The organism is Bacillus cereus group sp. BfR-BA-01316 (genome assembly GCF_022664195.1).
In the GTDB taxonomy this organism is placed as follows: domain Bacteria; phylum Bacillota; class Bacilli; order Bacillales; family Bacillaceae_G; genus Bacillus_A.
Map to the genome: position 1 here is coordinate 1 of NZ_JAKUGX010000012.1, position 26,840 is coordinate 26,840.

The window sequence follows — 26,840 nt, forward strand, 5'->3', positions numbered from 1 at the left end:
GAATCTGAGGAAGCAGAAGTTGCGGAGTTAGAAGAACCTGAGGAAGCAGAAGAAGTTGCGGAGTTAGAAGAATCTGAGGAAGCAGCAGAGGTTGCGGAGGTAGAGGAATCTAAGGAAGCAGAAGAAGTTGTGGAATTAGAGGAATCTAAGGAAGTAGAATTAGTTACGGAATTCGCATTAGAGGAAACACCGCAAGAAGAATTAATTGAAGAAACGATGAATACAGAGTCGTTAGAAAATATAGCAGTTAAAGAGCAACCAGTGATTTCTCAGCAAGAAACAATTGAGTTCATGGAAGAAAGTGAAGTATTCGTACCAGTTTCAGAAGCAGATGAGCAAACGAAGAAAGATGTTCAAAGCTTTGCGAATGTTTTAATTGAAGAAGCTGATGAAAAGAAACAAGTTGTTGAAGAACAGCCTGCTGCACAAAAAGAAGAGCCGAAACGTGAGAAAAAGCGTCATGTTCCATTTAACGTTGTCATGTTAAAACAAGACAGAAAGAGGTTAATGGAAAGACATGCGGTAAGAACGAACGTAACGCAATCTACTGTCGGTGAACGAGTAACGGAAAAACCAATGCAGCAAGTGGTAGTAGAAGCCCAAGTGGAAGAAAAACCAATGCAACAAGTAGTGGTAGAAACCCAAATGGAAGAAAAACCGATGCAGCAAGTAGCGGTAGAAGCCCAAGCGGAAGAAAAGCCAATGCAGCAAGTAGTGGTAGAAACCCAAATGGAAGAAAAACCGATGCAGCAAGTAGCGGTAGAAACCCAAGTGGAAGAAAAACCAATGCAGCAAGTAGTGTTAGAAACCCAAGCGGAAGAAAAACCAATGCAACAAGTAGTGGTGGCTGAACAAGTACAAGAGAGAGCATATGTTGTAAATCAAAAAGAGAACGATATGCGCAACGTACTACAAACGCCACCGAAGTATGAACTTCCGCCATTAACGTTGTTGTCGATTCCACAGCAGGCAGCATTAGATAATACGGAATGGCTAGAAGAACAGGAAGAATTATTAAATACGACATTTAATAATTTCCATGTTGGAGCACATGTTATTAATGTGTCACAAGGGCCGGCGGTAACTCGTTTTGAAGTACAACCAGACCCAGGTGTGAAAGTAAATAAAATTACAAATTTAAGTGATGATATTAAGTTAAGTTTAGCTGCGAAAGATATTCGAATTGAAGCGCCAATTCCAGGGAAGAGTGCAATTGGAATTGAAGTTCCAAACAAGGAAAGTAAGCCAGTATTCCTGCGTGAAATTTTAAGAAGTCCTGTATTTACAAAGAGTGAATCACCGCTTACAGTTGCGCTGGGGCTTGATATTTCAGGTGATCCAATTGTAACGGATATTCGAAAAATGCCACATGGACTTATTGCGGGTGCAACTGGTTCAGGGAAAAGTGTGTGCATTAACGCGATTTTAACGAGCATTTTATATAAAGCGAAGCCGCATGAAGTGAAGTTGATACTAATTGATCCGAAGATGGTTGAGCTGGCACCATACAATTCTGTTCCACATCTTGTAGCACCTGTTATTACTGACGTAAAAGCAGCTACAGCTGCGTTAAAGTGGGCGGTTGAAGAGATGGAACGCCGTTATGAATTGTTTGCTCATGCTGGTGCTCGTGATTTAACTCGTTACAATACGATTGTAAGTGGGAGAGAAATCCCAGGTGAGACATTACCTTATATTGTAATCGTCATTGATGAGTTAGCGGACTTAATGATGGTTGCTCCTGGTGATGTTGAGGAAGCGATTTGTCGTATTGCACAAAAAGCTCGTGCTTGTGGTATTCACTTATTAGTTGCGACGCAGCGTCCATCTGTAGACGTTATTACAGGTTTAATTAAATCAAACATTCCAACGCGTATTGCGTTTACGGTATCATCTCAAGTTGATTCGCGTACGATTATCGATATTGGGGGCGCGGAGAAATTACTTGGCCGTGGTGATATGCTATTTTTAGGAAACGGCACGTCTAAACCAGTTCGTGTACAAGGTGTATACGTATCAGATGATGAGATTGAAAGAACAGTTGATCATGTGAAAAAGCAAATGAAGCCAAATTACTTATTTAAGCAAGAGGATTTATTAGCAAAATCAGAGCAGAGTGAGTCTGAAGATGAACTATTTTTTGATGCATGTCAATTTGTTGTAGATCAAGGGGGAGCGTCCACATCTTCTGTACAGAGAAAATTCCGCATTGGTTATAATCGCGCGGCACGTCTAATTGAAGAGATGGAATCGCAAGGGATTATTTCTGAAGCAAGAGGAACGAAACCGAGAGATGTCCTTATTTCCGAGGGTGAATTTGCCGCTATGCAGGAAACGAATGTATAGGAAACGGTTTTGCTGTATACTAAGAGAAAATGTTGGATAGTAAAGTAGGGAGTAAAGCGACATGAAAGAAATTGAATTAAAATTAAAAGGTGAAATAAATCGACTAACAAATAAAACATTTAAATTTGATGAACGTGTTGGAGAAGGCTGGTTCTCTGCCGTTTACTTTTTAAAAACTAGAGAAATCATTGAAGAATTTCGCCCGAAAAGTGTTGTAACAATGCAGTTTTTCCAAAAAGAACATGCAGTTCTTTGCGGAGCAGATGAGGTAATCGCATTGCTACAAACATTCGCCAAAAATCCTGAGGAATTAGAAATTCATTCCTTAAAGGATGGCGATAATATTAGTCCGTTTGAAACAGTTTTAACAATTCATGGTCCTTATGAATACTTCGGCTTTTTAGAAGGTGTAATTGATGGGATTTTAGCTCGTCGTACATCAGTTGCGACAAACGTATATAACGTTGTCCAAGCTGCACGTAGTGTAGATAAAGAAAAACCGGTTATTTTCATGGGAGATCGTGACGATCATTATACTCAACAAGCTGGTGACGGTTATGCGGCATACATCGGAGGTATGAGCGCGCAAGCGACGCATGCAATGAATGAATGGTGGGGCAGAAGTGGTATGGGGACGATGCCTCATGCTTTAATTCAAATGTTTAATGGTGATGTTGTTGAAGCAGCAAAAGCATATCATAAAAAATTCCCAGAAGATGAATTAGTCGTACTAATTGATTATAACAATGATGTCATTACAGATGCACTTCGCGTAGCGCGTGAATTTGGATCAACATTAAAAGGTGTACGTGTCGATACGTCTCGTACAATGATTGATCAATACTTCATTCGTCACCCAGAAGTACTTGGAACATTCGATCCACGTGGTGTAAATCCATCACTTGTATTTGCACTTCGTAAGGCTCTTGATGAGGAAGGGTTCCAACATGTAGATATCGTTGTAACTGGTGGGTTTGATGAGAAGCGTATTCGTGAATTTGAAGCTCAAAATGTTCCTGTTGATATATACGGAGTAGGAAGTAGCTTATTAAAAATGAATATTGGTTTTACTGGTGATAACGTAGAATTAAATGGAAAACCAGAAGCGAAAGCTGGTCGTAAATACCGTCCAAATCCACGTCTAGAGCGTGTTCAATTAGAAGCAAAAGAAGATATGTAAAAGCGAGAAAAACTGATAGGTGATTGACCCTATCAGTTTTTCTGTTATCATAGTATAGCGGCTTGTTTTTTGCTATAATAAATGTGTTATGGACATAAAAGAAGTACGTACGAGTTTATCACTGATAAGTGAATATAAAAAGAAATTCACTGCATCAGAAATGTATGATGATTACCAAAATAAGAAAAGATTCATATACTGTCTTATAGATAGGCCGTTGTATTAGTTCGAAATGTTGGAGGTTCTTTAAGATGACAGTTTACCATTTTGTAGGAATTAAAGGAACAGGAATGAGTTCATTAGCACAAATTCTTCATGACATGAAGCATACTGTTCAAGGGTCTGATTATGAAAAGCGTTTCTTTACACAAACAGCATTGGAAAAGCGTGGTATTTCCATCCTTCCTTTTGATAAAAATAATATTAAAGAAGGACAAGTGATTATCGCGGGAAACGCATTTCCTGATACGCATGAAGAAATCGTAGCAGCAAAAGAATTAAATATCCCAGTACATCGTTATCATCACTTCTTAGGTGACCTTATGAATCAGTACACAAGTGTTGCAGTAACTGGTGCACATGGAAAAACATCAACTACAGGTTTGTTAGCCCATGTAATGCAAGGTGCACACCCAACATCTTACCTTATTGGAGATGGAACTGGGCATGGGGTAGAAAATAGTAAGTATTTTGTCTTTGAAGCTTGTGAGTATCGTCGTCATTTCTTGTCTTACTATCCAGACTATGCAATTATGACAAATATCGATTTCGATCATCCAGATTATTTTGCAGACATCAATGATGTATTTAATGCATTCCAAGAGATGGCATTGCAAGTGAAAAAAGGTATTATTGCATGTGGTGATGATGAAGAACTTCAAAAAATTCAAGCGAAAGTACCTGTTATTTTCTATGGATTTGGAGAAGATAATGATTTCCAAGCACGTAACATCCAAAAGAGAACTGATGGTACTATATTCGATGTATTCGTTCGTAATACGTATTATGACACGTTCAAAATTACAGGATACGGCGATCACAGCGTATTAAATGCATTAGCAGTTATTGCGCTTTGCCATTACGAAAACGTTGATGTAGAAGCGGTTAAACATCAACTAACGACATTTGAAGGTGTTAAACGTCGCTTTAATGAAAAGCCGATGGGAGAACAAGTTATCATTGATGACTATGCACACCATCCGACAGAAATTAATGCAACGATTGAAGCAGCTCGTCAAAAACATCCAGAGCGTGAAGTTGTCGCTGTATTCCAGCCGCATACATTCTCACGTACAGAGAAGTTCTTAGATGAGTTCGCAGAAAGCCTAAGTAAAGCTGACCAAGTATACTTATGTGATATTTTCGGATCAGCACGTGAAAACAAAGGTGAATTAACAATTGAGGATCTGCAAAAGCGTATTGACGGTGCAGAACTAATTACAGATACAACAACAGAGGTATTAAAGAAACATAAAAACGGCGTTCTTATTTTCATGGGCGCAGGTGACATCCAAAAATTCGAAGCAGCTTACGTAAAAGAAGTTCAAGTTGCAGAGAAGTAAGAAGAAAGACGCATAGCTATGGCTGTGCGTCTTTTTTTGCTGTGGCTGGCGTGTGAGATGGTGTCGAATTTAGTTGGTAATTCGATAAATTTTAAAGATCGTTGATATATTGTGGTGCATTTCTTCAGTTTAAAATGTTAGAATAATAAGAAAAAAGGGGCTAAAAAACATGTTCACACTCCGAGTAGATGATGAAATCGAATTACAACTATTAGAAAAACATCATAAAGAGGGACTATATGAATTAATAGATCAAAATCGTAATCATTTAAGAAGATGGCTTCCGTGGGTAGATGGGACGAAATCAGCTGCTGCTTATGATGATATTTTTCCGATGTGGTTAAAGAAATTTGCAGAGGGAGATGGATTTGAAGCTGGCATACGTTATAAAGGAAAGCTCGTTGGGATGGTGGGGATTCATCCGGTGAGCTGGGGGAAGAAAGCTACGAGTCTTGGATATTATCTTGCAGAAGATGCTGGTGGGAAAGGTATTATGACGCGAAGTGTGAAGACTGTGCTTCATTATGCATTTGATAATTTAAAGCTGAATAAAATTGAAATTCGTTGCGGTGTCGAAAATGCGAAAAGTCGTGCAATCCCAGAACGTTTAGGGTTTAAGTTAGATGGAATTTTACGAGATGAAGAATGGGTGTACGATCATTTTCAGGATATTGCTGTTTATAGTTTACTAGCTTCAGAATGGAAGGATATTCGATGAGCGAGAAGATTTGTATTATTCCATATGAAAGTAAGTTCCAAGATGAAGTAGTAAATCTCATTGTTCATATTCAGCGAAAAGAGTACAATGTCCCAATTACGAAAGAAGAGCAGCCTGACTTACTTGAAATAGAAACGTTCTATCAAAGGAATCACGGAAACTTTTGGGTAGCAACGTACGGTGGAAAAGTAGTTGGAACTGTAGCTTTATTAGATATAGGGAATCATCAAGTAGCGTTAAGGAAAATGTTTGTGAAGAAAGAGTTTCGGGGGAAAGAATGGGGAGTATCAAGTATGCTGCTTCAAAAAGCGATTTCGTGGGCGAAGGAAAAGAACTTGGAAGACATTTATTTAGGAACAACAGTTAAATTTCTAGCAGCACACCGTTTCTATGAAAAGAATGGTTTTCAAAGCGTGAGTATAGAAGAGTTGCCAAAAAGTTTTCCAGTGCTAGAGGTAGATAAGAAATTTTATAGATATATTATTTAAAAAGGTCATTTATAAATGATCTTTTTTTATAAACTAAAATGGAAATTATGGTATAATTTGGATTAGGGGGGTGTGGTATGAACTTTCCAATTCAGAGAAGTAAGTTAGGAATAATTTTCGTTAGTATAACGTTAGCTTTTATGGTGGTATATCCAATAGTTATGTTCTTTACAAGAAAAGGGGATTGGGCTTCAGCTCTAATTGGGATGGGATTATGTTTTATTGTAAATGTCCCTCTCATTTGGGAAATATTCATTAAAAAACATAAAGTAGAAAATGGTATTTTAAAATACGGAATTTTAAATGACGACGTTGTATTAAAAGATATAAGAGTTGTTCGTCAAGTTGGAAAATCATTTGAGATTACAACGAATGCATATAAAGTACATATGATTACGATGCCGCAAGATAAGGATGGACTTTTGGCGCTTATCGAGAAAGAAAATCCATATGTAAAAATAGAGATGGTAGGTAAGTAATGAAATATGTAAGACCTTTGTCCCGCATTAACGGGCAGTAAGACTCCTACCTCAAAATTCGGCTGGAGCAAAGAAGTAAGGTGGGAGATCAACTGCCCGTAAACGCCCGATTGGTTCAACTAATAATCAGTGGGGGATGAACAAAACCAACCACTGATTAAAGTTTCACTTTATTTTGTTTGGAAATTTTGTTTGTGCTTGTTGGTTGCATTAGAGTATATATTAAATGGGATTTGCCCTTATATGTTCCGATATTAATAGGTACTATCGCAGTGGCACTTTTATTTTATTTTCATTTTCAGCAAACAAAAAGCGAGAAAAATAGCTCTATATAGTGCGGGGGGATTAGAAATGAAAAAAATCTGTATGTTATTTTTGTTTTTGCTAACCACATCTATTCTTTTAATAGGATGTAGTGCGAAGAAAGAGAAGTCTGATGTTAGTTTAGAAAAGGCACAAAAAATTGAAATTGAATCGCTTACTGATTCGAGTGATAAAAAAACAATTACCGATAAGAAAGAAATCACAAAGTTGTTTGAATCAATAAAAATGGATAAGTGGGAAATGGAATCGACTCCTGTGAATACTCCGCAAGGGAAAACGTTTAAAATGTATCAAGAGGATACACCGAAATTATTGGATTCGAGTAAAGATAAAAAAGAGTTACATGAAATTGGTACTATGACAGTATATAAAGATGTCCCTTATGTTGAGGTTGAATTGAAAATTAATAAAATAAAAAATAAAAATAGTTTTAAAGTACCAGAAGATGTGGCTAAAAAATTATTAGAGTATTAATGAAAAAGCGCTCGGATAGAATTCCGAGCGTTTTTCATATTATTTTAAGTTCTCTGGGTTTAAAGCTTCTAGTTCAGTTACAACGAATCGTCCGTCTTTACGGATTAATACGTCGTCGAAGTAAATTTCACCGCCGCCGTATTCAGGGCGCTGAATGCATACTAAATCCCAGTGGATGTTAGAGTTGTTGCCGTTCCATGCATCGTCATAAGCTTGTCCAGGTGTGAAGTGGAAGCTGCCATCGATTTTTTCATCGAATAGAATGTCTCCCATTGGATGTAAGATGTATGGATTTACGCCGATTGCGAACTCACCAACGTAGCGTGCGCCTTCGTCTGTATCGAAGATTTTGTTAATGCGCTCTGAATCGTTTGCAGTTGCGTCAACGATTTGGCCATTTTCAAATTTAAGTTGTACATTTTCAAACGTATAGCCGTTGTAAGGTGATGGCGTGTTATAAGAAACTGTACCGTTAACAGAATCGCGAACTGGTGCAGAGTATACTTCACCATCTGGAATGTTTAAATGACCTGAGCATTTAATAGCTGGAATGTCTTTAATAGAGAATGTTAAGTCAGTTCCAGGACCAGTTAAGCGAACCTTATCTGTTTTATTCATTAATGTAACAAGGCTATCCATTGCCTTATCCATTTTACCGTAATCTAAGTTACATACCTCGAAGTAGAAGTCTTCGAAAGCTTCTGTGCTCATTTTAGCAAGCTGTGCCATAGAAGCATTTGGGTAGCGAAGAACAACCCAGCGTGTTTTCGGAACACGGATGTCTCTATGAACCTTTTTACCAACTGTTTGGCCGTGAACTTTCATACGTTCACTTGGAACGTCGGCTTGTTCGTTAATGTTATCACCAGAGCGAAGGCCAATGTAAGCATCCATATCTTTCATTACACTAGCCTCATATGCAGCGATTTGTTCGAAATGTTCTTCAGTAGCACCCATTAATAAAGAGCGATCTACTTGATGATCTTTTAAAGAAACGAATGGGAAACCACCAGCTGCATATGCTTCTTTTACAAGTGCTGTTACAAGTTCTTTTTGTAAGCCAAAGTTTTCAATTAATACTTTCTCACCTTTTTGTAAGCGGATAGAGTAGTTAATTAAATTGTATGCTAACTTTTCAATACGTGGATCTTTCATATGTAAAGCCTCCCTACTAATTATGTATCCTCTCCTATTGTAACCTACTTAGTGGAATTTGTTGAATGATTTATGTTACAGTTAACGAATAAGTATGAAAATTCTAATGATAAGATAGGGATTAGAACGAAACGGAAAATGATTGTATAATAAGAGAAAGTATGAAAAAGATAAAGGAAGTGATGAAATGCAAGTTCTTTTATATGTAAGTGCGGCTATTATTGCGGTTGCTTTCGCTGTATTAGTAGTGTATGTATGCAGAACGTTGTTATCGGTTCAGAAGACGTTAGAAAATGTTGCAAGTACGTTAGAAGGTTTAGAAAAGCAAATGCAAGGAATAAGCGTAGAGACGGAGCAATTATTACATAAGACAAATGCGTTAGCTGATGATATTCAACAGAAGTCACAGTCGCTAAATAAAGTAGTAGAAGGTGTAGATGGAATCGGAACGACGATTCACTCTTTAAATACGAAGCTTCGCAATGTTTCAGAGTCTGTTACGGATGAAATTGAAAATAATGCAGATAAAGTAGCACAAGTTGTACAGTGGAGCAGCGCAGCAATTGAAGTATACAATCATTACCGTGCTACGAGACAAGAGAAAAAGATTGAAAAAGAAGAGCGTAAACTTGAGAAAGTTGAGCAGAAGGCTGAAAAGAGAGAGAAGCGCTCTAGACTTCGCATGAGAGGTGAGTAATGATGAGTATGATAAAAATTGAAACGATTGAAGAATTTACAGAGTTAGTAGAAAAGAACGAGCCTTATGTTCTTTTTAAACATAGTACGACATGCCCAATTAGTCACGGTGCATATACAGAGTTTCAAGCGTATTGCGGTGAAGAAAGAGAAGTGCCAGCATATTACTTATACGTACAAGATGCGAGAGATGTTTCGAACCATGTTGCAGAGCAGTACGGTATTAAGCATGAATCTCCGCAAGTGTTATACATAAAAGACGGAATGGTAGTATGGCATACATCTCATTGGAATATAAAAAAAGAAGCTTTGGAAGAGAATGTAAAGTAGAGAGGTGAGCGAGAGGCTTGCTTCTTTTTTATTTTGTTGCAATATATTTAGTGGTACACTATAGATACATTAAAACTAAGTAAATTGACTTTTGAAAGTGGGTTTTAAGCAATGAAGAAAATGGCGTTATTCATCGCAAGCTTAAGTTTATTACTGGGGGCTTGCAGTAATAATACTATTGAGAAGAAAGATGAAGTTGTACAGAAAGATACGAAAGAAAAAAGTATGATTCCAAGAACTGCTGTTTCTAAGGATTACTATAGAACTGTTATTCCTTTAAAAGAACAAAAGGTAATTAATACAGTTAATGTTAAAACTAATTCTAAACTAGATTTAGCAGAATATGAAAGTGGCTTAATGAATATTGCTTCAAAACAATTTGATACAGAAAATTACGTATTACAATTAAATCAGTATATTCCAGAGAAAACAATTGATGAATTAGTTACGAAACAAGAAGTACCAGTTTTGACTAATATTATAGAACAGGACTACTTCGGCAAACAGAATTCAAATGAACTAAGCTTATCTGGTGTTGTTATTGGTTTATCTATGTCTTCAAGTGTATCTAATGAGGAAGCTATTTCTAAAGGTACTGAAGTTGCTAAGCAACTTATAGAAGCTATTAATAAAAATGATAAATATAACAAATCTCCAATTACGTTTGCTATATTTAAGCAAGAAAGTACAAGTTCTTTAAAGAATGGTACTTATATTTCTAGCGCTTCTGTTCAAAAGAACGAGACAAACCTTGGAAATTGGGATGCTATTGATGAAAAATCGTATTCGTATCCTTCTCAAGAATTTGAGGGAGCACATGGAGAAGATAATAAAAAGTTAAATGATTTTGCTAAAGCAATAAAGGAATTTTCTCCAGGAGATTATATCCCTGTTAATGCTAAGATTTCTTATAAGCAAAATAAGATGGATAAATTAAATATGGATATTGTCGTTAAATATAATGGTAAGTCAGAATTAATGGCACTCTCTCAAATGGCTGCTCAAAGTATGTTAGAGAAATTCCCTAAAGATGCTAAAGTTCAATTACAGATAAAGTCCGAGAATAAAATCGAGGCTGTTATTATAAAAGAGAAAAACAGCGATAAACCGTTTGTTTCTTTCCTATAATAAAAAAAGACAGTTTTTAAGCTGTCTTTTTTATTATATAAATTTTCCGGAATATAGTGATTTAAATTTACACTACGGATTTTCTGCTTTCTTGTCATGGTATTTCCACGTCTTTTTTCTATCTGTTTAATACATTATTCTATGTTGTATATCGTGTGGTAACCTCGTATGTATGAGCTATAATAAGTTATCTTAAAAAAGTTAATGAAGAAATTTAAAAGAGGTGGCTTTCTTATGGCATCGCAAGAATTAGATCGGTTACGTTTTAATATCGATCAAATCAATCTACAAGTATTAGAGTTATTGAACGAAAGAGGCCGTCTCGTACAAGGGGTTGGGAACTTAAAAGAAGTACAAGGTGTGAAACGTTTTGATCCTGTACGTGAAAGAGAAATGCTGAATTTAATTGCGGAGAATAATAATGGTCCATTTGAAACATCGACCTTACAACATATTATTAAAGCGTGGTTTATAAGCAACAATTGAAGAATTTATTAATGCAGCAGAATATATTATGGCAGAGGGGAATGGTAATATCATTTTATGTGAGTGCGGTATTCGCACATATGAAAGAGCGACGCGTAACACGCTTCATATTTCCGCTGTGCCGATTTTAAAGAAAGCAACCCATTTACCTGTCGTTGTCGATGTAACGCATTCTACAGGGAGAAGTGACCTTCTATTGCCGGCTGCAAAAGTGGTGATGGCAATTGGTGCTGATGCTATTATGGCTGAAGTACACCCAGATCCTGCTGTTGCTTTATCAGATGCAGCGCAGCAAATGGATATCCCGGAATTCAATGAGTTTATGAAAGAAGTAAAAGTGTTTGGGGATAAATTACAATAGGTTTTTTAGTCTATATAGCCTTTGTTGCATAGATTTTTACAAAAATGTCCTTTTTTGCATAAAAAATACGAAAATACAAGAAAAGAAGCGAATTTTTTCGAAACTTTTGCGGGAAAATATTGTATGAGCCTGCGTTTTTATCGTATCATTAGTAAAAGGAAGAACTCGGGACGATTGTTGGCATCTGCAAATAGAGTTGATGTCTTTTTTTCATTCAAGTGAACCGATACATAAAATAGATAACATAAATAGAAGGAGTGTGCGAAGAGATGAACGTAACAATCTATGATGTAGCGCGTGAAGCAAACGTTTCAATGGCTACCGTATCACGTGTTGTGAACGGTAACCCAAACGTAAAGCCTACAACAAGAAAGAAAGTATTAGAAGCAATTGATCTTTTAGGATACCGCCCAAACGCGGTAGCACGTGGACTAGCAAGTAAGAAGACAACTACAGTGGGTGTTATTATCCCCGATATCTCAAATACGTTTTATGCAGAACTTGCTCGTGGAATTGAAGATATCGCAACAATGTACAAATATAACATCATTTTAAGTAACTCTGACCAGAACAAAGAGAAAGAGTTCCACTTATTAAATACGATGCTTGGGAAACAAGTGGACGGAATTGTTTTCATGGGTGAAGATATTACAGATATTCACGTTGAAGAATTTAAAAAATCTCCAGTACCAATTGTATTAGCAGCGTCATTTGATGAGCAAAATGAAACGTCATCAGTAAATATTGATTATACACAAGCCGCTTATGATGCAATGAAGCATTTTATTGAGCAAGGACATAAACGTATCGGTTTCGTCTCTGGTCCTTTCATTGATAAAGCAGGAAGCGCGAAGAAGTTACAAGGTTATAAAAAAGCTTTAGAAGAAGCAGGTATTTCATATGATGAAAATCTTATAATTGATGGAGATTACACATATGATTCAGGTATAGAAGCGTTTGAAAGACTTTGGAGCATTAATGAAAAACCAACAGCAATCTTCGTATCTTCTGATGAAATGGCACTAGGTGTAATCCACGCAGCACAAGACGCGGGATTAAACGTACCAACTGATATCGAAGTGCTTGGTTTTGACAACACACGTCTTGCATTAATGGTACGCCCACAGCTTTCGACAGTTGTACAACCAATGTATGATATCGGTGCAGTAGCAATGCGTCTACTAACGAAATATATGAACAAAGAAAAAGTAGAAGATCACTCAGTTATCTTACCTCACCGTATCCAATTTAGAGATTCAACGAAGTAAGAATAAGAGAGCTCGCAGCGATAGCTGTGAGCTCTTATTCATATTCAGGATAATAGTGTTTAACTACTGTATTTACACTTTCAGTTTTCTTAACATGTAAAAAGCGTGCATATAATTCTTTTCCTGTCTCAAATGGTGTGTCATCTAATTCGAAAACATGCAACACTTTTCGAAACGTCCATGTTGCTTGCTCACCGTACATATTATCGTATGTATCTTCAGACTGTATAGCTATCTTTTCACCTAGCTCGTGAGCTTCCTCTAAACTGTTCGCCTTAACGAGAATAATACTTTCTTCAAAAAGTGTATCGTGATTCTCTTCATAATGTTCATCAATTTTACTAGGATTAAGTTCACCTGAATGAACAGATTCCAATAATAATTTTACAGCGTACATATGAGATCGGTCTCCTTATGCTTGATGCTTTACTCTATAAACAATACTTGCTACAAGTGAAGCGGGTATTGTAAATACGTTGCTTTGATAATGATAATGTGATTGGGATTCTTCATAAGACATTCGCTACGGTTGGGGTTATCCCTTGTTATATGTCACACAAGTGCAAATTTAACTATTATAGGGCAATGTCATGTATAATAGAAAGAAAAGGCTTGTGAGGGGGGAGAAGAGATGATCGTTCTTTGGATAATTACGCTTTGCATGACCGCTATTTTTGCATATATGACGTTAAAACAAAATGGCTTAAAGCGATTTGTTCCAGGAAGTATTCTTGCAGGAATCGCCCTTATCACGTATGTAATTTCAATTTTTACTGAAAGTATTTCGATAGATTTAAGTACGAGTTTAATGTTTATCGGTATTACACTATTTGCAGGTAGCATTATGGTACTTATGGTTGCAGGTATTATTGCATTTATTCATATGAATTCGGAAACGTTATAGCATATAAAAAAGGCATGTCCCGAGAGGGGCATGCCTTTTTATCCGTTCAATTATGCTCTATCTTTAGAAGAGTTTTGTTGTTTTAGTAAGTCGCGAATTTCGCCAAGAATTTCTTCTTCTTTTGTTGGTTCTGGAAGTTCTTCTTTCTTTTCTTCTTCTTCTCTTTTAGATGTTAGTTTGTTGAAAACTTTAACAAACATAAAGATAGCAGCTGCAATAATTAAGAAATCAAAAATAGTTTGGATGAAGTTACCGTACATAATAGATGATTTACCGAATGTAAGTTTTAAATCTGTAAAGTCAACGCCGCCCAGTATCATACCAAGTAATGGTGTAATGATGTCTTTTACTAAAGAACTAACGATTTTACCGAATGCAGCACCGATTACAACACCGACAGCTAAATCAATTACATTCCCTTTGAACGCGAATTTTTTAAACTCGTTCCACATGTGTCAATCCCATCCTTTCCACGATTCATTATGAAATTTATAATTCCTATCAACATATTCTATAGAAATTTATGATAGAAATAAAGAGGAAATGGGAATGAAAGTAAATTCTGAAAAATGTATCCGTTTTAATTTTTGTTTACAGCTTGTAGTAGAGATTGGAGCATTTGTTGAGATTTTAATCCTTCTAATCCATCTACAATAGGCTTTGTATCACCTTGTACACATTCGATAAAATGATGAACAGCATCTTCAAATCCGCGCTGCTTTAACGTTGTCTCCCATGATGGTGAACCACTTTGTGAAACGGAGTTTTCCTCTTCAATTTCAAATGTGTTCATATTTTTTACGCGAATGATTTTACCTGTCGTTACAAGTTCAATTTGTTCTAAATTTGTACCTGCATGGCGGTGCATCGCCGTAGAAAGTAAAAGTCCATTTGCAGTTGTATATGTATGATGTCCGTAAAGAAGTTCATTCTTTTCATTTATTTGCATCATATTGTGAACGACGTTAAGGTCATCATTAGCTAGCCAACGAGCAGTATCTACAATATGTAAGTAATCATCTAGCATAGTAAAGTCGTACGTATATGGCCCCACTTTATTTGTGCGGTGCTTTTCAATTCGAATCCATGAAGTATCATTAGCCTGCTCTTTTGCAGCGACGTACATAGGAACGAAGCGACGATTAAATCCCACCATTAACTTTCGATTATACTTTTCACTCATTTCAACTAGCTTCTCTGCTTGTTCGGTAGTAGCAGCTAGCGGCTTATCAACATAAACATCGATTCCCTTTTTAAGAAGTTCAGAAACGATTTCATAATGTGTAGCAGTTGAACTATGAACGAAGATTGCATCACATTCCGAAGCTAATGTTTCAATAGAATGAAAATCTTGAATACGATATTGCTGGCAAATTTGTTTTCTCTTCTCCGAATTAGGTGTAAACGCTCCCACAAAAGTCCAATCGGTTTCCTTTGTCAGTGTTGGAAGGTAAGCCTTTTGTGCAATACTACCTAATCCAATCATCCCAATACGAGGTTTTCTCATGTTTTTTTCCCACCTTATTATGAATATATAAGTTGTCTAGCTGTATAGCTATGTGACGAAATAACTGTAGCATAGGCTGGGGAGAATGGCAAAAAATAGATTTGAAAATGATACGTTTTTTTATATGTAAAGGTTTATTTTGGTTGTCATTCGAGGTGTTAAAAACGTAATGGTAATATTAGGTGATTTTTATTAAAATATAAAGAGAAGCAAAACTAATATAGTTTTGCTAAAAAGCAGGATAGTTTAAGAGGGAGTGTTGAATTGGGGATTATACATTGAAAAATAATAAAGCAAATAGGGCTCTAAGGGTTGGAACTAATGTCGTACTTATTTTATTAATATTAGGTGCAATACAAATGTTTTATGATGAAGATTATACAAATGACCATTTAGGTTGGTTATTTTTGGTCGTATTTTGGATGGTTAAAAGTATTTCTGGTTTTACGATAAGTTTAAAAGAGGGAGATAAAAAGTCGATATTAATTGATTTAGGTTTAGTGCTCTGTTCCTTTTATCTTTTCTTTGTTTATAGTATGAAATATTTCTTCTGAGAATTAACTCACTAACGAGGCTTTAATGGAATAAGCCTCGTCTCTTTTTATCTATGTTATTCAATATTTTCGCCAATTGTAAAAGTTAACTCCATATTAGAACGATCGATATATTTTATTGTGATAGTAGGTATTTTTCTTTGAAAATAGGACTCAATTCACTCCAAACATCAAATTTATTACCATCTAAATCGTAAAAAATAAAATTTTTCCCAGCATGTCCTCTGTTTTCAATCTCTCCAATCATAATATCTTTTTTAATAAAATCTCTATGAATTGATTCTAGTGCATGTAAGCCATTAACTTCAAATGTTAAAGAAAAGCGTTCTTCACCGTGAAAATCGACAAAATTTAAGCTTTGATTATCTTGAGATTTAATCAGAAAAAAGCTTTGGTTTGCAAAGTTAATAATAGCCTTGTCTTCGTCTTTAAAGCTCAACTCTGCTCCCAATTTGTTTACATACCAGTTTGAAGAAAGTTCTACATCGGTAACTGGAATATAAGTCGTTCCAACTCTTAATAATTTCTCTCTCACTCTATTCTCCTCCTTTAGTAAAATAACATTAATAAACTTGTTCTCTCCTTCCGGGCTTATGCCTTTGTGAGTCCGTAATTTTCTTTTAAATCCACAAAAATTTTTGAGTAGTAGAAGTAAACTGAGCAGCTTCTTCTAAAAAAGGATAATGATTACTATACTCAAAGGGGACAAATATAGAATTGCGTATGCCCTCATGCATCTCAATGGAATATTGAATCGGGCACTGTACATCGTGTCTTCCACACATAATGAGTGTCTTTGTTTGGATAGAAGAAAGGGAATCTCTTAGATTGAAGTGTGGGTATTCTTTATTGAAAGCATTCATCCGATTGGCAGACAGTGATTTATGAATTGGTTTATGAAAGTAAGATTCATAGTTTTCTGGTATATATAAAGATAATTTCGCTCGCTTGGTAGATAGTTCTTTTCGTTCTTCATTTGTAAGGTGAGGGCTTTTTAAGTTCTCGATAAGTTCTTGCATATAATGGAACAGCGGATGTTCAGGATGATAAATACAGTTTGGTGTTTTCGTATAGTCACTGGCTGCAGCTCCAACAACGACTAATGATTGTAAGGAGTTTGGATATGTAATCGCGTATAAAAGACCAAGCATACCGCCTGTTGAATGGCCGGCGAAATGCCATGTAGAAAATTGCAAAGCCTCTTTAATTGCTTCTAAGTCGTGAATCGTTTCAATCATACTTAATTCGTTTTCTGACTGGGCTTTTACAGAGTTACCAGCATCTCGTAAATTAATGAGGAATACACGATGCGTAGAAGTGAAAACATCTGCAAAGTAATCGCCAGTTTCATTAAATTGCGAATAGTGATGTGTAATACAAAGCGGTTCACCATTGCCTTTTGCAAAAAGTTCGAATGTGCCACGATTTGTATTGATGATTTGTTGTTTCCACATAATATCACTCCTTTTCTTATTAGAGCCATGGATAGTCTGTTAGCAATTCAAAATATATCGATTTCCCGACAGAAGCCGAAACTAAAATAAAAGGAGACCGTTCAAAAACGAGCCTCCTTTCTGTTTAATACAAAGATTTTTTCATATTATTCCGAATAATTTCAAGGGATTTCGCTACAGTTAATGCATTTTTTTCTTCGATTTCTGGTTTTCTAGGGATAGGTTGATACATGTTGTCTGGATCTTCCCATGTGAGGGGAAGTTCTGTTTCTGCTTGTCCTTTCCAAGCATCAATCCATTCTGGAGGGAGATAACCTGAGATGTTTTGGATGTTGTTCATTTCGAGCCAAATGAGTGCCCAAGCTCTTGGTACGACGCGCCAGTGATCATAGCCACCACCGCCGACAGCAATCCAGCGACCGTCGCAATATTCATTAGCAATTTCACGAGCGAGCTTCGGTATTTCACGGTAAATATTCATCGTTGCGCAAAGGTGTGTAAGTGGATCGTAATAATGTGCATCAGCACCATTTTGCGTTAAAATAATATCCGGTTTAAAGTATGCTGCAACCTCTTTTACAACTGTTCGATATGAATCTAAAAACGATTCGTCTTCTGTAAAAGCGTCGAGTGGAACGTTAAAAGAATAACTATATCCATTACCTTGTCCACGTTCATTTACTGCGCCAGTTCCAGGAAATAAATAACGTCCAGTTTCGTGTAATGAAATGGTGCACACGTTAGGATCGTCGTAAAAAGACCATTGTACCCCGTCACCGTGATGAGCATCTGTATCAATATATAAAACGCGTAAACCGTATTTCTTCTGAATATATTTCATTGCGATAGAGCTATCGTTATAAATACAAAAGCCAGATGCTTTACCGCGAAAGCCATGATGTAAGCCGCCGCCTAAATTAAGTGCATGTTTCACTTTCCCGGAAAGAACAGCATCGACAGCTGTTAGCGTACCGCCAACGAGTAATGCACTTGCTTCGTGCATATTTGGAAACATCGGTGTATCTTCTGTTCCGAGTCCATATGTCATCGCAATTGATTTTTCTAACTTTCCTTCTCCAGCAAGTTTTACCGCATTTATGTACTCCTCTGTATGAATGAATGCAATTTCCTCATCTGTAGCCATTCTTGGCGAGATGACTTGAGAAGGGGAGATAAAACCACTCTTTTGTAATAAATCATACGTAAGTGTGACGCGTAGTTGGTTAAAAGGATGATCAGAGCTAAAAGAATAGCCCCGAAAGTCATCCGAATAAATGAAGGCGCTACTCATGCTTGCATCCCCATTATGTTTGGCCATAATACGCGGTAGCCCTCTGCTTCAAGTGCATCAATCACTTTTAGAGGATTCATCGTTTGAATGCGGAAAACGAGTACTTTATCATTCTCATCTTTTGCTGGATAGACGAGAACGCTCACAATATTTATTTGTAAATCACTAAAAATAGCAACGACTTTTCCAAGAATACCAGGTTCATTTTTTACTTGAATTTCAATTTGTGAACTTGGTTGATGCGCACCTGTTAATTTTACTAACGTGTGCAGTACTGTAGATTCGGAAATGATACCTACGAGTTTTCCAGCTTTCGTAACAGGAAGACAGCCTATTTTATTTTCGAAAAATAAAGTCGCAATTTCCTCAACGAAATCGAGAGGGTGACAAGTCATAACAGGGTGTTTCATTATGAGTTCGAGCGGTTGCTTCAGCATATCGAGTGAAACTTGTTCATCTAAAATAGACGGACTTGCATCTCTTACATCCCGATCAGAAATAATGCCTACAACGTGATTATTTTGATCGACAATTGGAATGTGCCGAATGCCTTTCGTACGTATCGTTCGGATTGCTGTTTCAATTGTATCGTTTGGATGTAGTGTTACTACATTTTGATTCATAATTTCTTCTACAATCATTCCAGTTGCCCCCTTTATTAATACATAAAACGATTGTGAAAACGTAGACGATCAAATGCTTGAATAGAATCCGTATCAACGCGTTTACCGATGCGGACCATTAAACAGTTGGCAGGATGTGAACAAATTTCAGGATCATCTGTAGCCATCCATTGTAAACCACCAGCATTCATCATTTTTTCCATTACTTTTCGGTATTCCCAAACATTTAAGCCTGTTTGTTTTAAATCCCAGTGCCAATAATATTCAGTCGTTAATATAATGTAATCTTCCATATGATCGTCCATCATTGAAACTTCTAATAAGTTTTTTCCGACAGAGCAACCGCGAAAGGCTGGGACAACTTCAATCGCCCCGAGTTCAATTAATTTTTCAATCTTTCCTTCTGACCATCGTTCGAGCGGATCAGGATACAAGTATGTAACATATCCAACGATCGTTTGGTCATGTCTAGCAATAATGAGACGAGCTTCTGGTAATTTAGAAATTTCGACAATTGCTTTATATTGCTGCTCGGCAGGACGAAACGCAATTAAGTCTGGATGAAATTCATACATTTCTAAGTTATGTGTAGAGACAGGACCTTCAATAATTAAAGTGCCTTTCGCTGTTTTTAAGTTTCTGGCATTATATATTTTTTTATGAATCAATGTATTGCTCACCACCTTGAGGGTTTGGGAATCTATTAATATCGTACTTTATAATATATGCGATGTGAATCGAATTTTGTCATTAAAAATTTGTCTAAAAATCAACAAATATACTGAAAATTTTAAATAATATCATTATAATAGATAATAGAATACATATGAGGGGGATGTAAAGTATGAAAGTGGAAACGCTTCCTGTCATTAAAGGAGAAAATAATTTGCCGAATTATGATGAGGCATACGCGAATTTTAACTGGGAAGAGGTTAATAAAAATTTTACTTGGAATGAGACAGGCCGAGTAAATATGGCGTATGAAGCAATTGATAAGCATGCGAAATCCGATCGTAAAAATAAAGTAGCCCTTTATTATCAAGATGGATCGCGAAAAGAGAAATATACATTTAAGGAAATGAAGGATTTTTCTAATAAAGCAGGAAATGTCCTGAAAAACTATGGCGATGTTGAGAAAGGCGATCGCGTTTTTATTTTTATGCCGCGTTCCCCAGAATTATATTTCGCACTTCTTGGTGCAGTGAAATTAGGGGCAATTGTTGGACCATTATTTGAAGCATTTATGGAAGGCGCAGTTCGCGATCGTTTAGAAGATAGCGAAGCAAAGGTGTTAATTACAACTCCTGAATTGTTAGAGCGCATACCATTAAATGATTTACCAGCTTTAAAAACAGTCTTTCTTGTTGGAGACAATGCAGAAGAAGGCGGTAAAACTGTAGCGTTCAATCCTTTATTTGAACAAGCTTCAAAAGAATTACATATCGAATGGTTAGGCCGTGAAGACGGTTTAATTCTTCATTACACATCTGGTTCTACTGGTAAGCCAAAAGGCGTCCTTCATGCGCAAAACGCAATGGTTCAGCACTATCAAACAGCGAAATGGGTATTAGATTTAAAAGAAGATGATGTATATTGGTGTACAGCTGATCCTGGCTGGGTAACTGGAACGGCTTACGGTATTTTCGCACCGTGGTTAGTGGGGGCATCAAATATTATTTTAGGTGGACGCTTTAGTCCGGAAGCGTGGTATGAAGCGTTACAAGATTACGGTGTAACAGTTTGGTATAGTGCACCAACAGCGTTCCGTATGTTAATGGGAGCTGGACAAGAAGCAATTAAAAAATATGATTTATCACAAGTTCGTCACGTATTAAGTGTTGGTGAGCCATTAAATCCAGAAGTAATTCGCTGGGGTATGAGCGCATTTGGACTTCGTATTCATGATACGTGGTGGATGACAGAAACAGGTGGACAAGTTATTTGTAACTATCCTTGTATGGAAATCCGCCCAGGTTCAATGGGGAAACCAATTCCAGGTGTAAAAGCAGCGATTGTTGATAATGAAGGAAATGAAGTGCCTCCATACACAATGGGGAACTTAGCAATTGCAAAAGGTTGGCCATCTATGATGCGTGCAGTTTGGAATAACCCGCAAAAATATGAGTCTTACTTCATGCCGGGAGATTGGTACGTATCAGGAGACTCTGCCTATATGGACGAAGATGGATACTTCTGGTTCCAAGGACGTATTGATGATGTAATTATGACGTCAGGAGAGCGCGTTGGTCCGTTTGAAGTAGAAAGTAAACTAATCGAGCACGCTGCTGTAGCAGAAGCTGGTGTAATTGGCATTCCTGATCCAGTACGCGGTGAAATCATTAAAGCATTTATCGCACTTCGTGCAGGATATGAAGCGTCTGATGAATTAAAAGAAGAGATTCGTCAATTTGTAAAGAAAGGCCTAGCAGCTCATGCGGCGCCAAGACAAATTGAATTTAGAGATAAATTACCGAAAACGAGAAGTGGTAAAATTATGCGCCGCGTATTAAAAGCGTGGGAATTAAACTTACCAACAGGTGATTTATCGACGATGGAAGATTAAGAGGAAAGGTCTGAACGATGATACGTTCAGACCTTTCTTTTTTGTGTTATTATAAACTTATATATACGTGTTGGAAGGGGAGAAGGAAATGAAAACAGAAAAAGAAAAGATGATACAAGGGGAAATGTACATACCAGCTGATCCTGTTTTAGTACAAGACAGAGAGCAAGCGCGCATTTTAACGAGAAAGTTAAATGACACTCCAGAAATAAAATTAAAAGAGCGTAGCGAAATTGTAAAAGAACTATTCGGAACGACAGGAGATAATATTCATCTTGAATCTTCTTTTAGATGTGATTACGGTTATAACATTCACGTTGGTGAAAACTTTTACGCAAACTTTGACTGCACCATTTTAGACGTATGCCGAGTAGAAATCGGAGTGAATTGTATGTTAGCTCCAGGAGTTCACATTTATACAGCGACGCACCCGCTTGATCCAGTAGAGCGCATAAGCGGATCAGAATACGGAAAACCAGTTACAATTGGCGATAACGTATGGATTGGCGGAAGAGCGATTATTAATCCAGGTGTAACAATTGGAGACAATGCGGTTATCGCATCTGGCGCCGTTGTAACGAAAGATGTGCCGGATAATGTAGTAGTTGGCGGGAATCCTGCAAAAATTATTAAAAAAATAAAATAATATTTGAACGAAGTGCCTTCCTCGTCTGTATACATTTATGAAAGAATAGATGAGGGAGGCGTTTTATATGTCTAATAAATTGATGCTTACTTTTGCTTTAATTGGAATTATAGTCGTATTTTCTTGTGGTTTGCTATTACCGATGCCAATTGGATTTAAAATTTCAATGATTACAGTTGGGATTATAATGATTGTTATTTTTTCAATCATTATTCCGTTTGATAAGAAGTATATTGTACGAAAAAATGGAAATAAAATTGATTTTACAAAAACAAAAATATATTTTTGCTGGAATGTATTTGATACAATTTCGGTCTGTCTTGCCGTGTATGCATGCATATGTGTGCTGGCGTTAAATATTTTAGTTTTAAGTGGATTTACGATTCAAAACCCATATGTTCAATTTTTTACGAATCAGTCACAAGCATGGATCATTGTCGCAAGTGCATATTTAATTTCCCGTATTTCATTAACGTTAAAAGGAATAAAGGAGATCAAAAAACATGGCGCAGATTGGGATTGAGGAAGAGCTCATGCTTGCGTATCAAAATGGAGATAAGCAAGCGGGAGAAAAACTATATGTTTTAATCAAGCCAGCGCTATATACATTTTTATATCGATTTAACCGTGATGAGCAATTGAGTATAGACCTCGTACAGGACGCGTTTTTAACGTTAGAACGTAAGAAACATATGTATGAAATTGAAAAGGGGAAAGTTAAAACATATTTATTTCAAATCGGTTATCGTCTTATGATTAATAAATTGAACCGAAGAAAAAAATGGCGCTCTCTTTTACCATTTTTAGTGCCGGTTCAAGAGATGGAATTTTCACAAGAGGATCGACTTACCGTAAGAGAGGCTGTTTTAAAAGTTCCTGAGGATCAGAGAGCGGTCCTTATTCTTTCTTATTATCATGATATGCCGCAAAAGGAAATTGCAGAGGTTTTAGGTATTCCTGTAGGAACGGTGAAATCGAGACTTCATAATGGTATAAAAAAATTGAAAAAATTGCTGGAGGTGGATGAAATTGAGCGGAAATCCCTTTAAGAAAGAGTATAAATTAAAGCAGCATTTAGATAGCGATCATGTAGAAATACCGGATTTTCCGAAAACGGTAAGTCGCTTTGATCGATTACTTGGATTCCTTGCCTCTCCGGCGAAAGATCCTGTGGAAGCGACTATTGGAAATGATTTATCGATTGTGTTTCATGTTTCGTTATTAGTTGGTGTTCCAGTTCTTTCTTTGCTGACAATACTATTATTCGTTTGAGTGAAAAACATACCGTATTTGAAAACGGTATGTTTTTTTGTTAGACCTAAAATTATGCTATTTGTTATGGTGTTTCATGTTAATATATTAATGTTTAATGTGGAATAGAGGTGGAAAAAGTGAGACATTGTTCTAATTGTGGAAGAAAAATTCAAGATTACGATAATTATTGTAACGGTTGTGGTCATTATTTAGAGAAAGTAAGAAAAGATGATTTCGTGACTGAAGTAGACAATAAAGAAAAATTACCTGTAAAGAGTAAGATGGCTATGTTATGGGAGCAAAAATTAGTGAAAAGAGCTTTGCTTGCTTTCTTAATTATCATTAGTAGTATCGTCCTTATTTATATGAATTCATCTCCGTTTAATACGATGAAAGGTTATTGGTATACGGAAAAATATCATAACTATATTCAAATTCGAGAAATAAATGATGAGTATATTGAAATGGTTTTCTATAATAAAAGGAGAAAAGAAAAAGTTATTCAAGGAAATGTCGTAAATCATAAAAGAGATACTGTGAATTTCTATGTGACTGATCGCGGGAAAAATGTAATGACAACATTAGAATTAAAAGATGGAATGTTGTATTATTTTAGTCCAGAAGATACTGCTTCAGGAAGAATGGAATTTACAAAAGGGACGAAAGAGGAATTTAATAATTTTTATAATGTAAAAGACTTTTATAATTCGAATTAAATTTCCTGTTTTCTTCAATTTGACACATACTAGTAAATAATGATATAAAGAAAAGTATATGAATAATTGAGCGTGGAAAGGGAGAAGTAGTGATCATTTCCCTGTTTTAGAGAGCTGATGGTCGGTGAAAATCAGCACATAGATGATCGCGAATTACGCCCCTAGAGCATCTTTTTTCGATTGAATTGTATTCAAAAGGGAAAAGACGGTGCTAAGCCGTTATGTAAATAAGGTGGTAGGCTTTTTTGCCTGCAACTAGGGTGGTAACGCGATGATTAAAATCGTCCCTTATTTGAAGGGGCGATTTTTTTATGTTTTCAACATTCACGCTAGACTTAACTTAAAGGAGAGTATGTAGGATATGGGTATTTTACAAGATCTTGAATTTCGCGGTCTAATTAATCAGCAAACAGATGCTGAGGGCCTTGAGCAATTATTAGAAAAAGAAAGCGTTAAATTATACTGTGGTTTCGATCCGACAGCAGATAGCTTACACATCGGTCATATGTTACCAGTATTAATGTTACGTCGTTTCCAATTAGCTGGTCACCAACCAATCGCACTTGTTGGCGGTGGTACGGGTATGATCGGTGACCCGAGTGGTAAAAAAGCAGAGCGTACATTAAATACGAAAGATACAGTTGCTTACTACACGGAAAGCATTAAAAACCAACTTTCAAACTTCTTAGAGTTTGAAAACGTGGACAACCCAGCAACGATGGCTAACAACTATGACTGGCTTGGTAACTTAGATGTAATTACATTCTTACGCGATATCGGTAAAAACTTCGGTTTAAACTATATGTTAGCAAAAGATACAGTAGCATCTCGTTTAGAAACTGGTATTTCATTCACTGAGTTCAGTTACATGATTTTACAATCATACGACTTCTTAAACTTATACCAACAGCACAATTGCCGTCTTCAAATCGGTGGTAGTGACCAATGGGGTAACATTACAGCTGGTCTTGAATTAATCCGTAAATCAGAAGAAGATGCGAAAGCATTCGGTTTAACAATTCCGCTTGTTACAAAATCTGACGGTACGAAGTTTGGTAAAACAGAGGGCGGCGCAATTTGGTTAGACCCAGAGAAAACAACTCCTTACGAGTTCTACCAATTCTGGATCAATACAGATGACCGTGATGTAGTTAAATACTTAAAATACTTCACATTCTTATCTCATGAAGAAATTCTTGAGCTTGAGAAGCAAGTAACTGAAGCGCCAGAAAAACGTGCAGCACAAAAAGCATTAGGATCTGAAATGACAAAACTTGTTCACGGCGCAGAAGCGTTAGAGCAAGCAATTAAAATTTCAGCTGCATTATTCAGTGGTTCTGTAGCTGAACTTACTGCAAGTGAAATCGAGCAAGGATTCAAAGACGTACCATCTGTAGAACGTACTGCAGAAGATACAGTATTAATCGACTTACTTGTAGAAAGCAAAATTTCACCATCTAAACGTCAAGCACGTGAAGATGTAACAAACGGTGCAATCTACGTAAACGGTGAGCGTACACAAGCGTTAGACTACGTTGTAACAGAAAACGACCGCATCGAAGGTAAATTTACAATCATTCGCCGCGGTAAGAAGAAATATTTCTTAATCCGTTACTAATCAGAAAAGAATTTAAAACAAATTGTACCCCGAATTGTAGGCTGAAAAGTCTATGATTCGGGGTTTTTATGTATGAATTTATCCCGCTATTTGCGGGCAGTAAGACTCCCACCTCAAAATTCAGCTGGAGCAAAGAAGTTAGGTGGGAGTCGGGCTGCCCGTAAACGCCCGATTGGTGAAGACTAATAATCAGTGGGGGATGAACAAAACCCCCACTGATTAAAGTTTCACTTTAGATTGCCTCAGGATTTCTTTTAAATAGAATATGAAGAATTAATACCAACATATAAAGTAAGCTAATTAGCATAACGACAAATGCTACGGGATAAAACTTTGCTGCATATATAAAGAAATCGATTTGATAAATATCTTCATAATTTAAAACTGTCCCTTTGAAATAATTCGTAAACTTTGCGCTATATTTCCATTCATCGGGATAGTCTATTAAATTACTCCCTTGATACCAACTAATCAAAGCTGAAGTAATAAACAGCATAAACGAACTGCCTAGTTGAACCATTTGGTTTATTGTCAAAATGAAGCACCCTCCCATTTTCTGGTTATTATAACGTAATAATTTGCTTTAATAAATTATTTTTGGGATAGAATGCAGTTAGTAGTCCTGCAACTTTTTTGTTTTAATCTCCTTTTCGAGTTCATACGGAAATCACATGTAAGCGGTATGATAAACGTATAACAAATAGAAAGGAGTGAT

At 36.5% G+C, this 26,840-nt stretch carries 30 protein-coding genes, 2 pseudogenes and 1 other annotated feature; of the genes and pseudogenes, 21 read left to right on the plus strand and 11 right to left on the minus strand.

From position 1 onward, the window contains the following. The 7 genes from MR071_RS11595 to MR071_RS11625 all read left to right on the plus strand — a co-directional run. The coding region (locus tag MR071_RS11595) for a DNA translocase FtsK (RefSeq protein ID WP_242236154.1) at nt 1–2,346 on the plus strand (2,346 nt) is incomplete at its 5' end. Between the two features lie 61 nt (nt 2,347–2,407). Continuing rightward, the gene (locus tag MR071_RS11600) at nt 2,408–3,526 is read left to right on the plus strand and encodes a nicotinate phosphoribosyltransferase (protein WP_105586877.1); all 1,119 of its coding nucleotides are present in this window, start codon (nt 2,408–2,410) and stop codon (nt 3,524–3,526) included. Between the two features lie 251 nt (nt 3,527–3,777). Continuing rightward, nucleotides 3,778–5,088, plus strand: coding sequence for a UDP-N-acetylmuramate--L-alanine ligase (gene murC / locus MR071_RS11605; RefSeq protein ID WP_105586876.1), 1,311 nt, complete (start codon nt 3,778–3,780; stop codon nt 5,086–5,088). Between the two features lie 169 nt (nt 5,089–5,257). Beyond that, nucleotides 5,258–5,806: a GNAT family N-acetyltransferase gene (locus MR071_RS11610; RefSeq protein WP_105586875.1), complete on the plus strand. Its 549-nt coding sequence runs from the start codon at nt 5,258–5,260 to the stop codon at nt 5,804–5,806. Then, nucleotides 5,803–6,294, plus strand: a complete 492-nt coding sequence (locus tag MR071_RS11615; RefSeq protein WP_105586874.1) for a GNAT family N-acetyltransferase — start codon at nt 5,803–5,805, stop codon at nt 6,292–6,294. Before MR071_RS11610 ends, MR071_RS11615 begins: the two co-directional genes overlap by 4 nt. Before the next feature lie 77 nt (nt 6,295–6,371). Beyond that, nucleotides 6,372–6,773, plus strand: a complete 402-nt coding sequence (locus MR071_RS11620; RefSeq protein WP_242236156.1) for a PH domain-containing protein — start codon at nt 6,372–6,374, stop codon at nt 6,771–6,773. A gap of 351 nt (nt 6,774–7,124) precedes the next feature. Further along, the gene (locus MR071_RS11625; RefSeq protein ID WP_105586871.1) at nt 7,125–7,571 is read left to right on the plus strand and encodes a hypothetical protein; all 447 of its coding nucleotides are present in this window, start codon (nt 7,125–7,127) and stop codon (nt 7,569–7,571) included. Nucleotides 7,572–7,610: 39 nt separating this feature from the next. On the opposite strand, the gene MR071_RS11630 is transcribed toward MR071_RS11625, so the two are convergent. Beyond that, nucleotides 7,611–8,726 (minus strand): aminopeptidase, encoded by a 1,116-nt coding sequence (locus MR071_RS11630; RefSeq protein ID WP_002034367.1) that lies wholly within the window; start codon nt 8,724–8,726, stop codon nt 7,611–7,613. 187 nt (nt 8,727–8,913) lie between these two features. On the opposite strand from MR071_RS11630, the gene MR071_RS11635 reads away from it, so the two are divergent. From MR071_RS11635 to ccpA, 5 genes and pseudogenes are all read left to right on the plus strand, one after another. Next, nucleotides 8,914–9,423 (plus strand): DUF948 domain-containing protein, encoded by a 510-nt coding sequence (locus MR071_RS11635; RefSeq protein ID WP_105586870.1) that lies wholly within the window; start codon nt 8,914–8,916, stop codon nt 9,421–9,423. 2 nt (nt 9,424–9,425) lie between these two features. Further along, nucleotides 9,426–9,752, plus strand: a complete 327-nt coding sequence (gene ytxJ, locus MR071_RS11640; protein WP_142395885.1) for a bacillithiol system redox-active protein YtxJ — start codon at nt 9,426–9,428, stop codon at nt 9,750–9,752. 111 nt (nt 9,753–9,863) lie between these two features. After that, nucleotides 9,864–10,880: a CamS family sex pheromone protein gene (locus MR071_RS11645; RefSeq protein ID WP_105586868.1), complete on the plus strand. Its 1,017-nt coding sequence runs from the start codon at nt 9,864–9,866 to the stop codon at nt 10,878–10,880. A 234-nt stretch (nt 10,881–11,114) separates the two neighbouring features. After that, nucleotides 11,115–11,727 (plus strand): annotated as a pseudogene (locus MR071_RS11655) (chorismate mutase). 269 nt (nt 11,728–11,996) lie between these two features. After that, on the plus strand, nt 11,997–12,995 hold the full coding sequence (ccpA, locus tag MR071_RS11660) for a catabolite control protein A (protein ID WP_105586867.1): 999 nt from the start codon (nt 11,997–11,999) through the stop codon (nt 12,993–12,995). A gap of 34 nt (nt 12,996–13,029) precedes the next feature. On the opposite strand, the gene MR071_RS11665 is transcribed toward ccpA, so the two are convergent. Beyond that, nucleotides 13,030–13,392, minus strand: coding sequence for a DUF4288 domain-containing protein (locus MR071_RS11665; RefSeq protein WP_105586866.1), 363 nt, complete (start codon nt 13,390–13,392; stop codon nt 13,030–13,032). Between the two features lie 15 nt (nt 13,393–13,407). After that, nucleotides 13,408–13,515 (minus strand): annotated as a pseudogene (locus tag MR071_RS11670) (DUF3949 domain-containing protein); the annotation flags it as partial. 111 nt (nt 13,516–13,626) lie between these two features. Between MR071_RS11670 and MR071_RS11675 the strand changes: the two are divergent. Then, entirely contained in the window at nt 13,627–13,899 is a 273-nt protein-coding gene (locus MR071_RS11675; protein ID WP_002112306.1) for a DUF3917 domain-containing protein, read from the plus strand. Between the two features lie 50 nt (nt 13,900–13,949). On the opposite strand, the gene mscL is transcribed toward MR071_RS11675, so the two are convergent. Beyond that, nucleotides 13,950–14,351, minus strand: coding sequence for a large-conductance mechanosensitive channel protein MscL (mscL, locus tag MR071_RS11680; protein ID WP_105586864.1), 402 nt, complete (start codon nt 14,349–14,351; stop codon nt 13,950–13,952). A gap of 128 nt (nt 14,352–14,479) precedes the next feature. Then, on the minus strand, nt 14,480–15,406 hold the full coding sequence (locus MR071_RS11685) for a Gfo/Idh/MocA family protein (RefSeq protein WP_105586863.1): 927 nt from the start codon (nt 15,404–15,406) through the stop codon (nt 14,480–14,482). A 263-nt stretch (nt 15,407–15,669) separates the two neighbouring features. Between MR071_RS11685 and MR071_RS11690 the strand changes: the two genes are divergently transcribed. After that, a complete protein-coding gene (locus MR071_RS11690; protein ID WP_105586862.1) occupies nt 15,670–15,960 on the plus strand; it encodes a hypothetical protein in 291 nt (96 codons plus the stop codon). Nucleotides 15,961–16,075: 115 nt separating this feature from the next. On the opposite strand, the gene MR071_RS11695 is transcribed toward MR071_RS11690, so the two are convergent. The 5 genes from MR071_RS11695 to acuA form a co-directional block, all read right to left on the minus strand. After that, nucleotides 16,076–16,495: a VOC family protein gene (locus MR071_RS11695; RefSeq protein WP_105586861.1), complete on the minus strand. Its 420-nt coding sequence runs from the start codon at nt 16,493–16,495 to the stop codon at nt 16,076–16,078. Between the two features lie 85 nt (nt 16,496–16,580). Beyond that, a complete protein-coding gene (locus MR071_RS11700) occupies nt 16,581–17,414 on the minus strand; it encodes an alpha/beta fold hydrolase (protein WP_105586860.1) in 834 nt (277 codons plus the stop codon). Nucleotides 17,415–17,538: 124 nt separating this feature from the next. After that, a complete protein-coding gene (gene acuC, locus MR071_RS11705) occupies nt 17,539–18,705 on the minus strand; it encodes an acetoin utilization protein AcuC (RefSeq protein WP_242236158.1) in 1,167 nt (388 codons plus the stop codon). Further along, nucleotides 18,702–19,346, minus strand: coding sequence for an acetoin utilization AcuB family protein (locus MR071_RS11710; protein WP_002123078.1), 645 nt, complete (start codon nt 19,344–19,346; stop codon nt 18,702–18,704). The genes acuC and MR071_RS11710 overlap by 4 nt, the downstream gene beginning before the upstream one ends. Before the next feature lie 17 nt (nt 19,347–19,363). After that, entirely contained in the window at nt 19,364–19,996 is a 633-nt protein-coding gene (gene acuA / locus MR071_RS11715; protein ID WP_105586858.1) for an acetoin utilization protein acetyltransferase AcuA, read from the minus strand. 176 nt (nt 19,997–20,172) lie between these two features. On the opposite strand from acuA, the gene acsA reads away from it, so the two are divergent. The 7 genes from acsA (at nt 20,173) to tyrS (ending at nt 26,125) form a co-directional block, all read left to right on the plus strand. Beyond that, nucleotides 20,173–21,891, plus strand: coding sequence for an acetate--CoA ligase (acsA, locus tag MR071_RS11720; RefSeq protein WP_105586857.1), 1,719 nt, complete (start codon nt 20,173–20,175; stop codon nt 21,889–21,891). 88 nt (nt 21,892–21,979) lie between these two features. Then, complete coding sequence (locus MR071_RS11725; RefSeq protein ID WP_105586856.1) at nt 21,980–22,537, plus strand: maltose acetyltransferase domain-containing protein; 558 nt, start codon at nt 21,980–21,982, stop codon at nt 22,535–22,537. A 67-nt stretch (nt 22,538–22,604) separates the two neighbouring features. Next, nucleotides 22,605–23,060 carry a hypothetical protein gene (locus tag MR071_RS11730; protein WP_105586855.1) on the plus strand — a complete coding sequence of 152 codons (456 nt, stop codon included), beginning with the start codon at nt 22,605–22,607 and terminating at the stop codon, nt 23,058–23,060. Further along, the gene (locus tag MR071_RS11735) at nt 23,041–23,586 is read left to right on the plus strand and encodes an RNA polymerase sigma factor (RefSeq protein WP_105586854.1); all 546 of its coding nucleotides are present in this window, start codon (nt 23,041–23,043) and stop codon (nt 23,584–23,586) included. The genes MR071_RS11730 and MR071_RS11735 overlap by 20 nt, the downstream gene beginning before the upstream one ends. After that, entirely contained in the window at nt 23,567–23,809 is a 243-nt protein-coding gene (locus MR071_RS11740; protein WP_105586853.1) for a hypothetical protein, read from the plus strand. Before MR071_RS11735 ends, MR071_RS11740 begins: the two co-directional genes overlap by 20 nt. 110 nt (nt 23,810–23,919) lie before the next feature. After that, nucleotides 23,920–24,507 (plus strand): zinc ribbon domain-containing protein, encoded by a 588-nt coding sequence (locus MR071_RS11745; RefSeq protein WP_242236161.1) that lies wholly within the window; start codon nt 23,920–23,922, stop codon nt 24,505–24,507. Between the two features lie 64 nt (nt 24,508–24,571). Next, nucleotides 24,572–24,799: a binding site (T-box leader), on the plus strand. 69 nt (nt 24,800–24,868) lie between these two features. Beyond that, nucleotides 24,869–26,125: a tyrosine--tRNA ligase gene (gene tyrS, locus MR071_RS11750; RefSeq protein WP_016120897.1), complete on the plus strand. Its 1,257-nt coding sequence runs from the start codon at nt 24,869–24,871 to the stop codon at nt 26,123–26,125. 232 nt (nt 26,126–26,357) lie between these two features. Here the strand turns inward: tyrS and MR071_RS11755 are convergent, their stop codons facing one another. Continuing rightward, on the minus strand, nt 26,358–26,678 hold the full coding sequence (locus tag MR071_RS11755) for a YjdJ family protein (protein WP_242236163.1): 321 nt from the start codon (nt 26,676–26,678) through the stop codon (nt 26,358–26,360). Nucleotides 26,679–26,840: the final 162 nt, after the last annotated feature.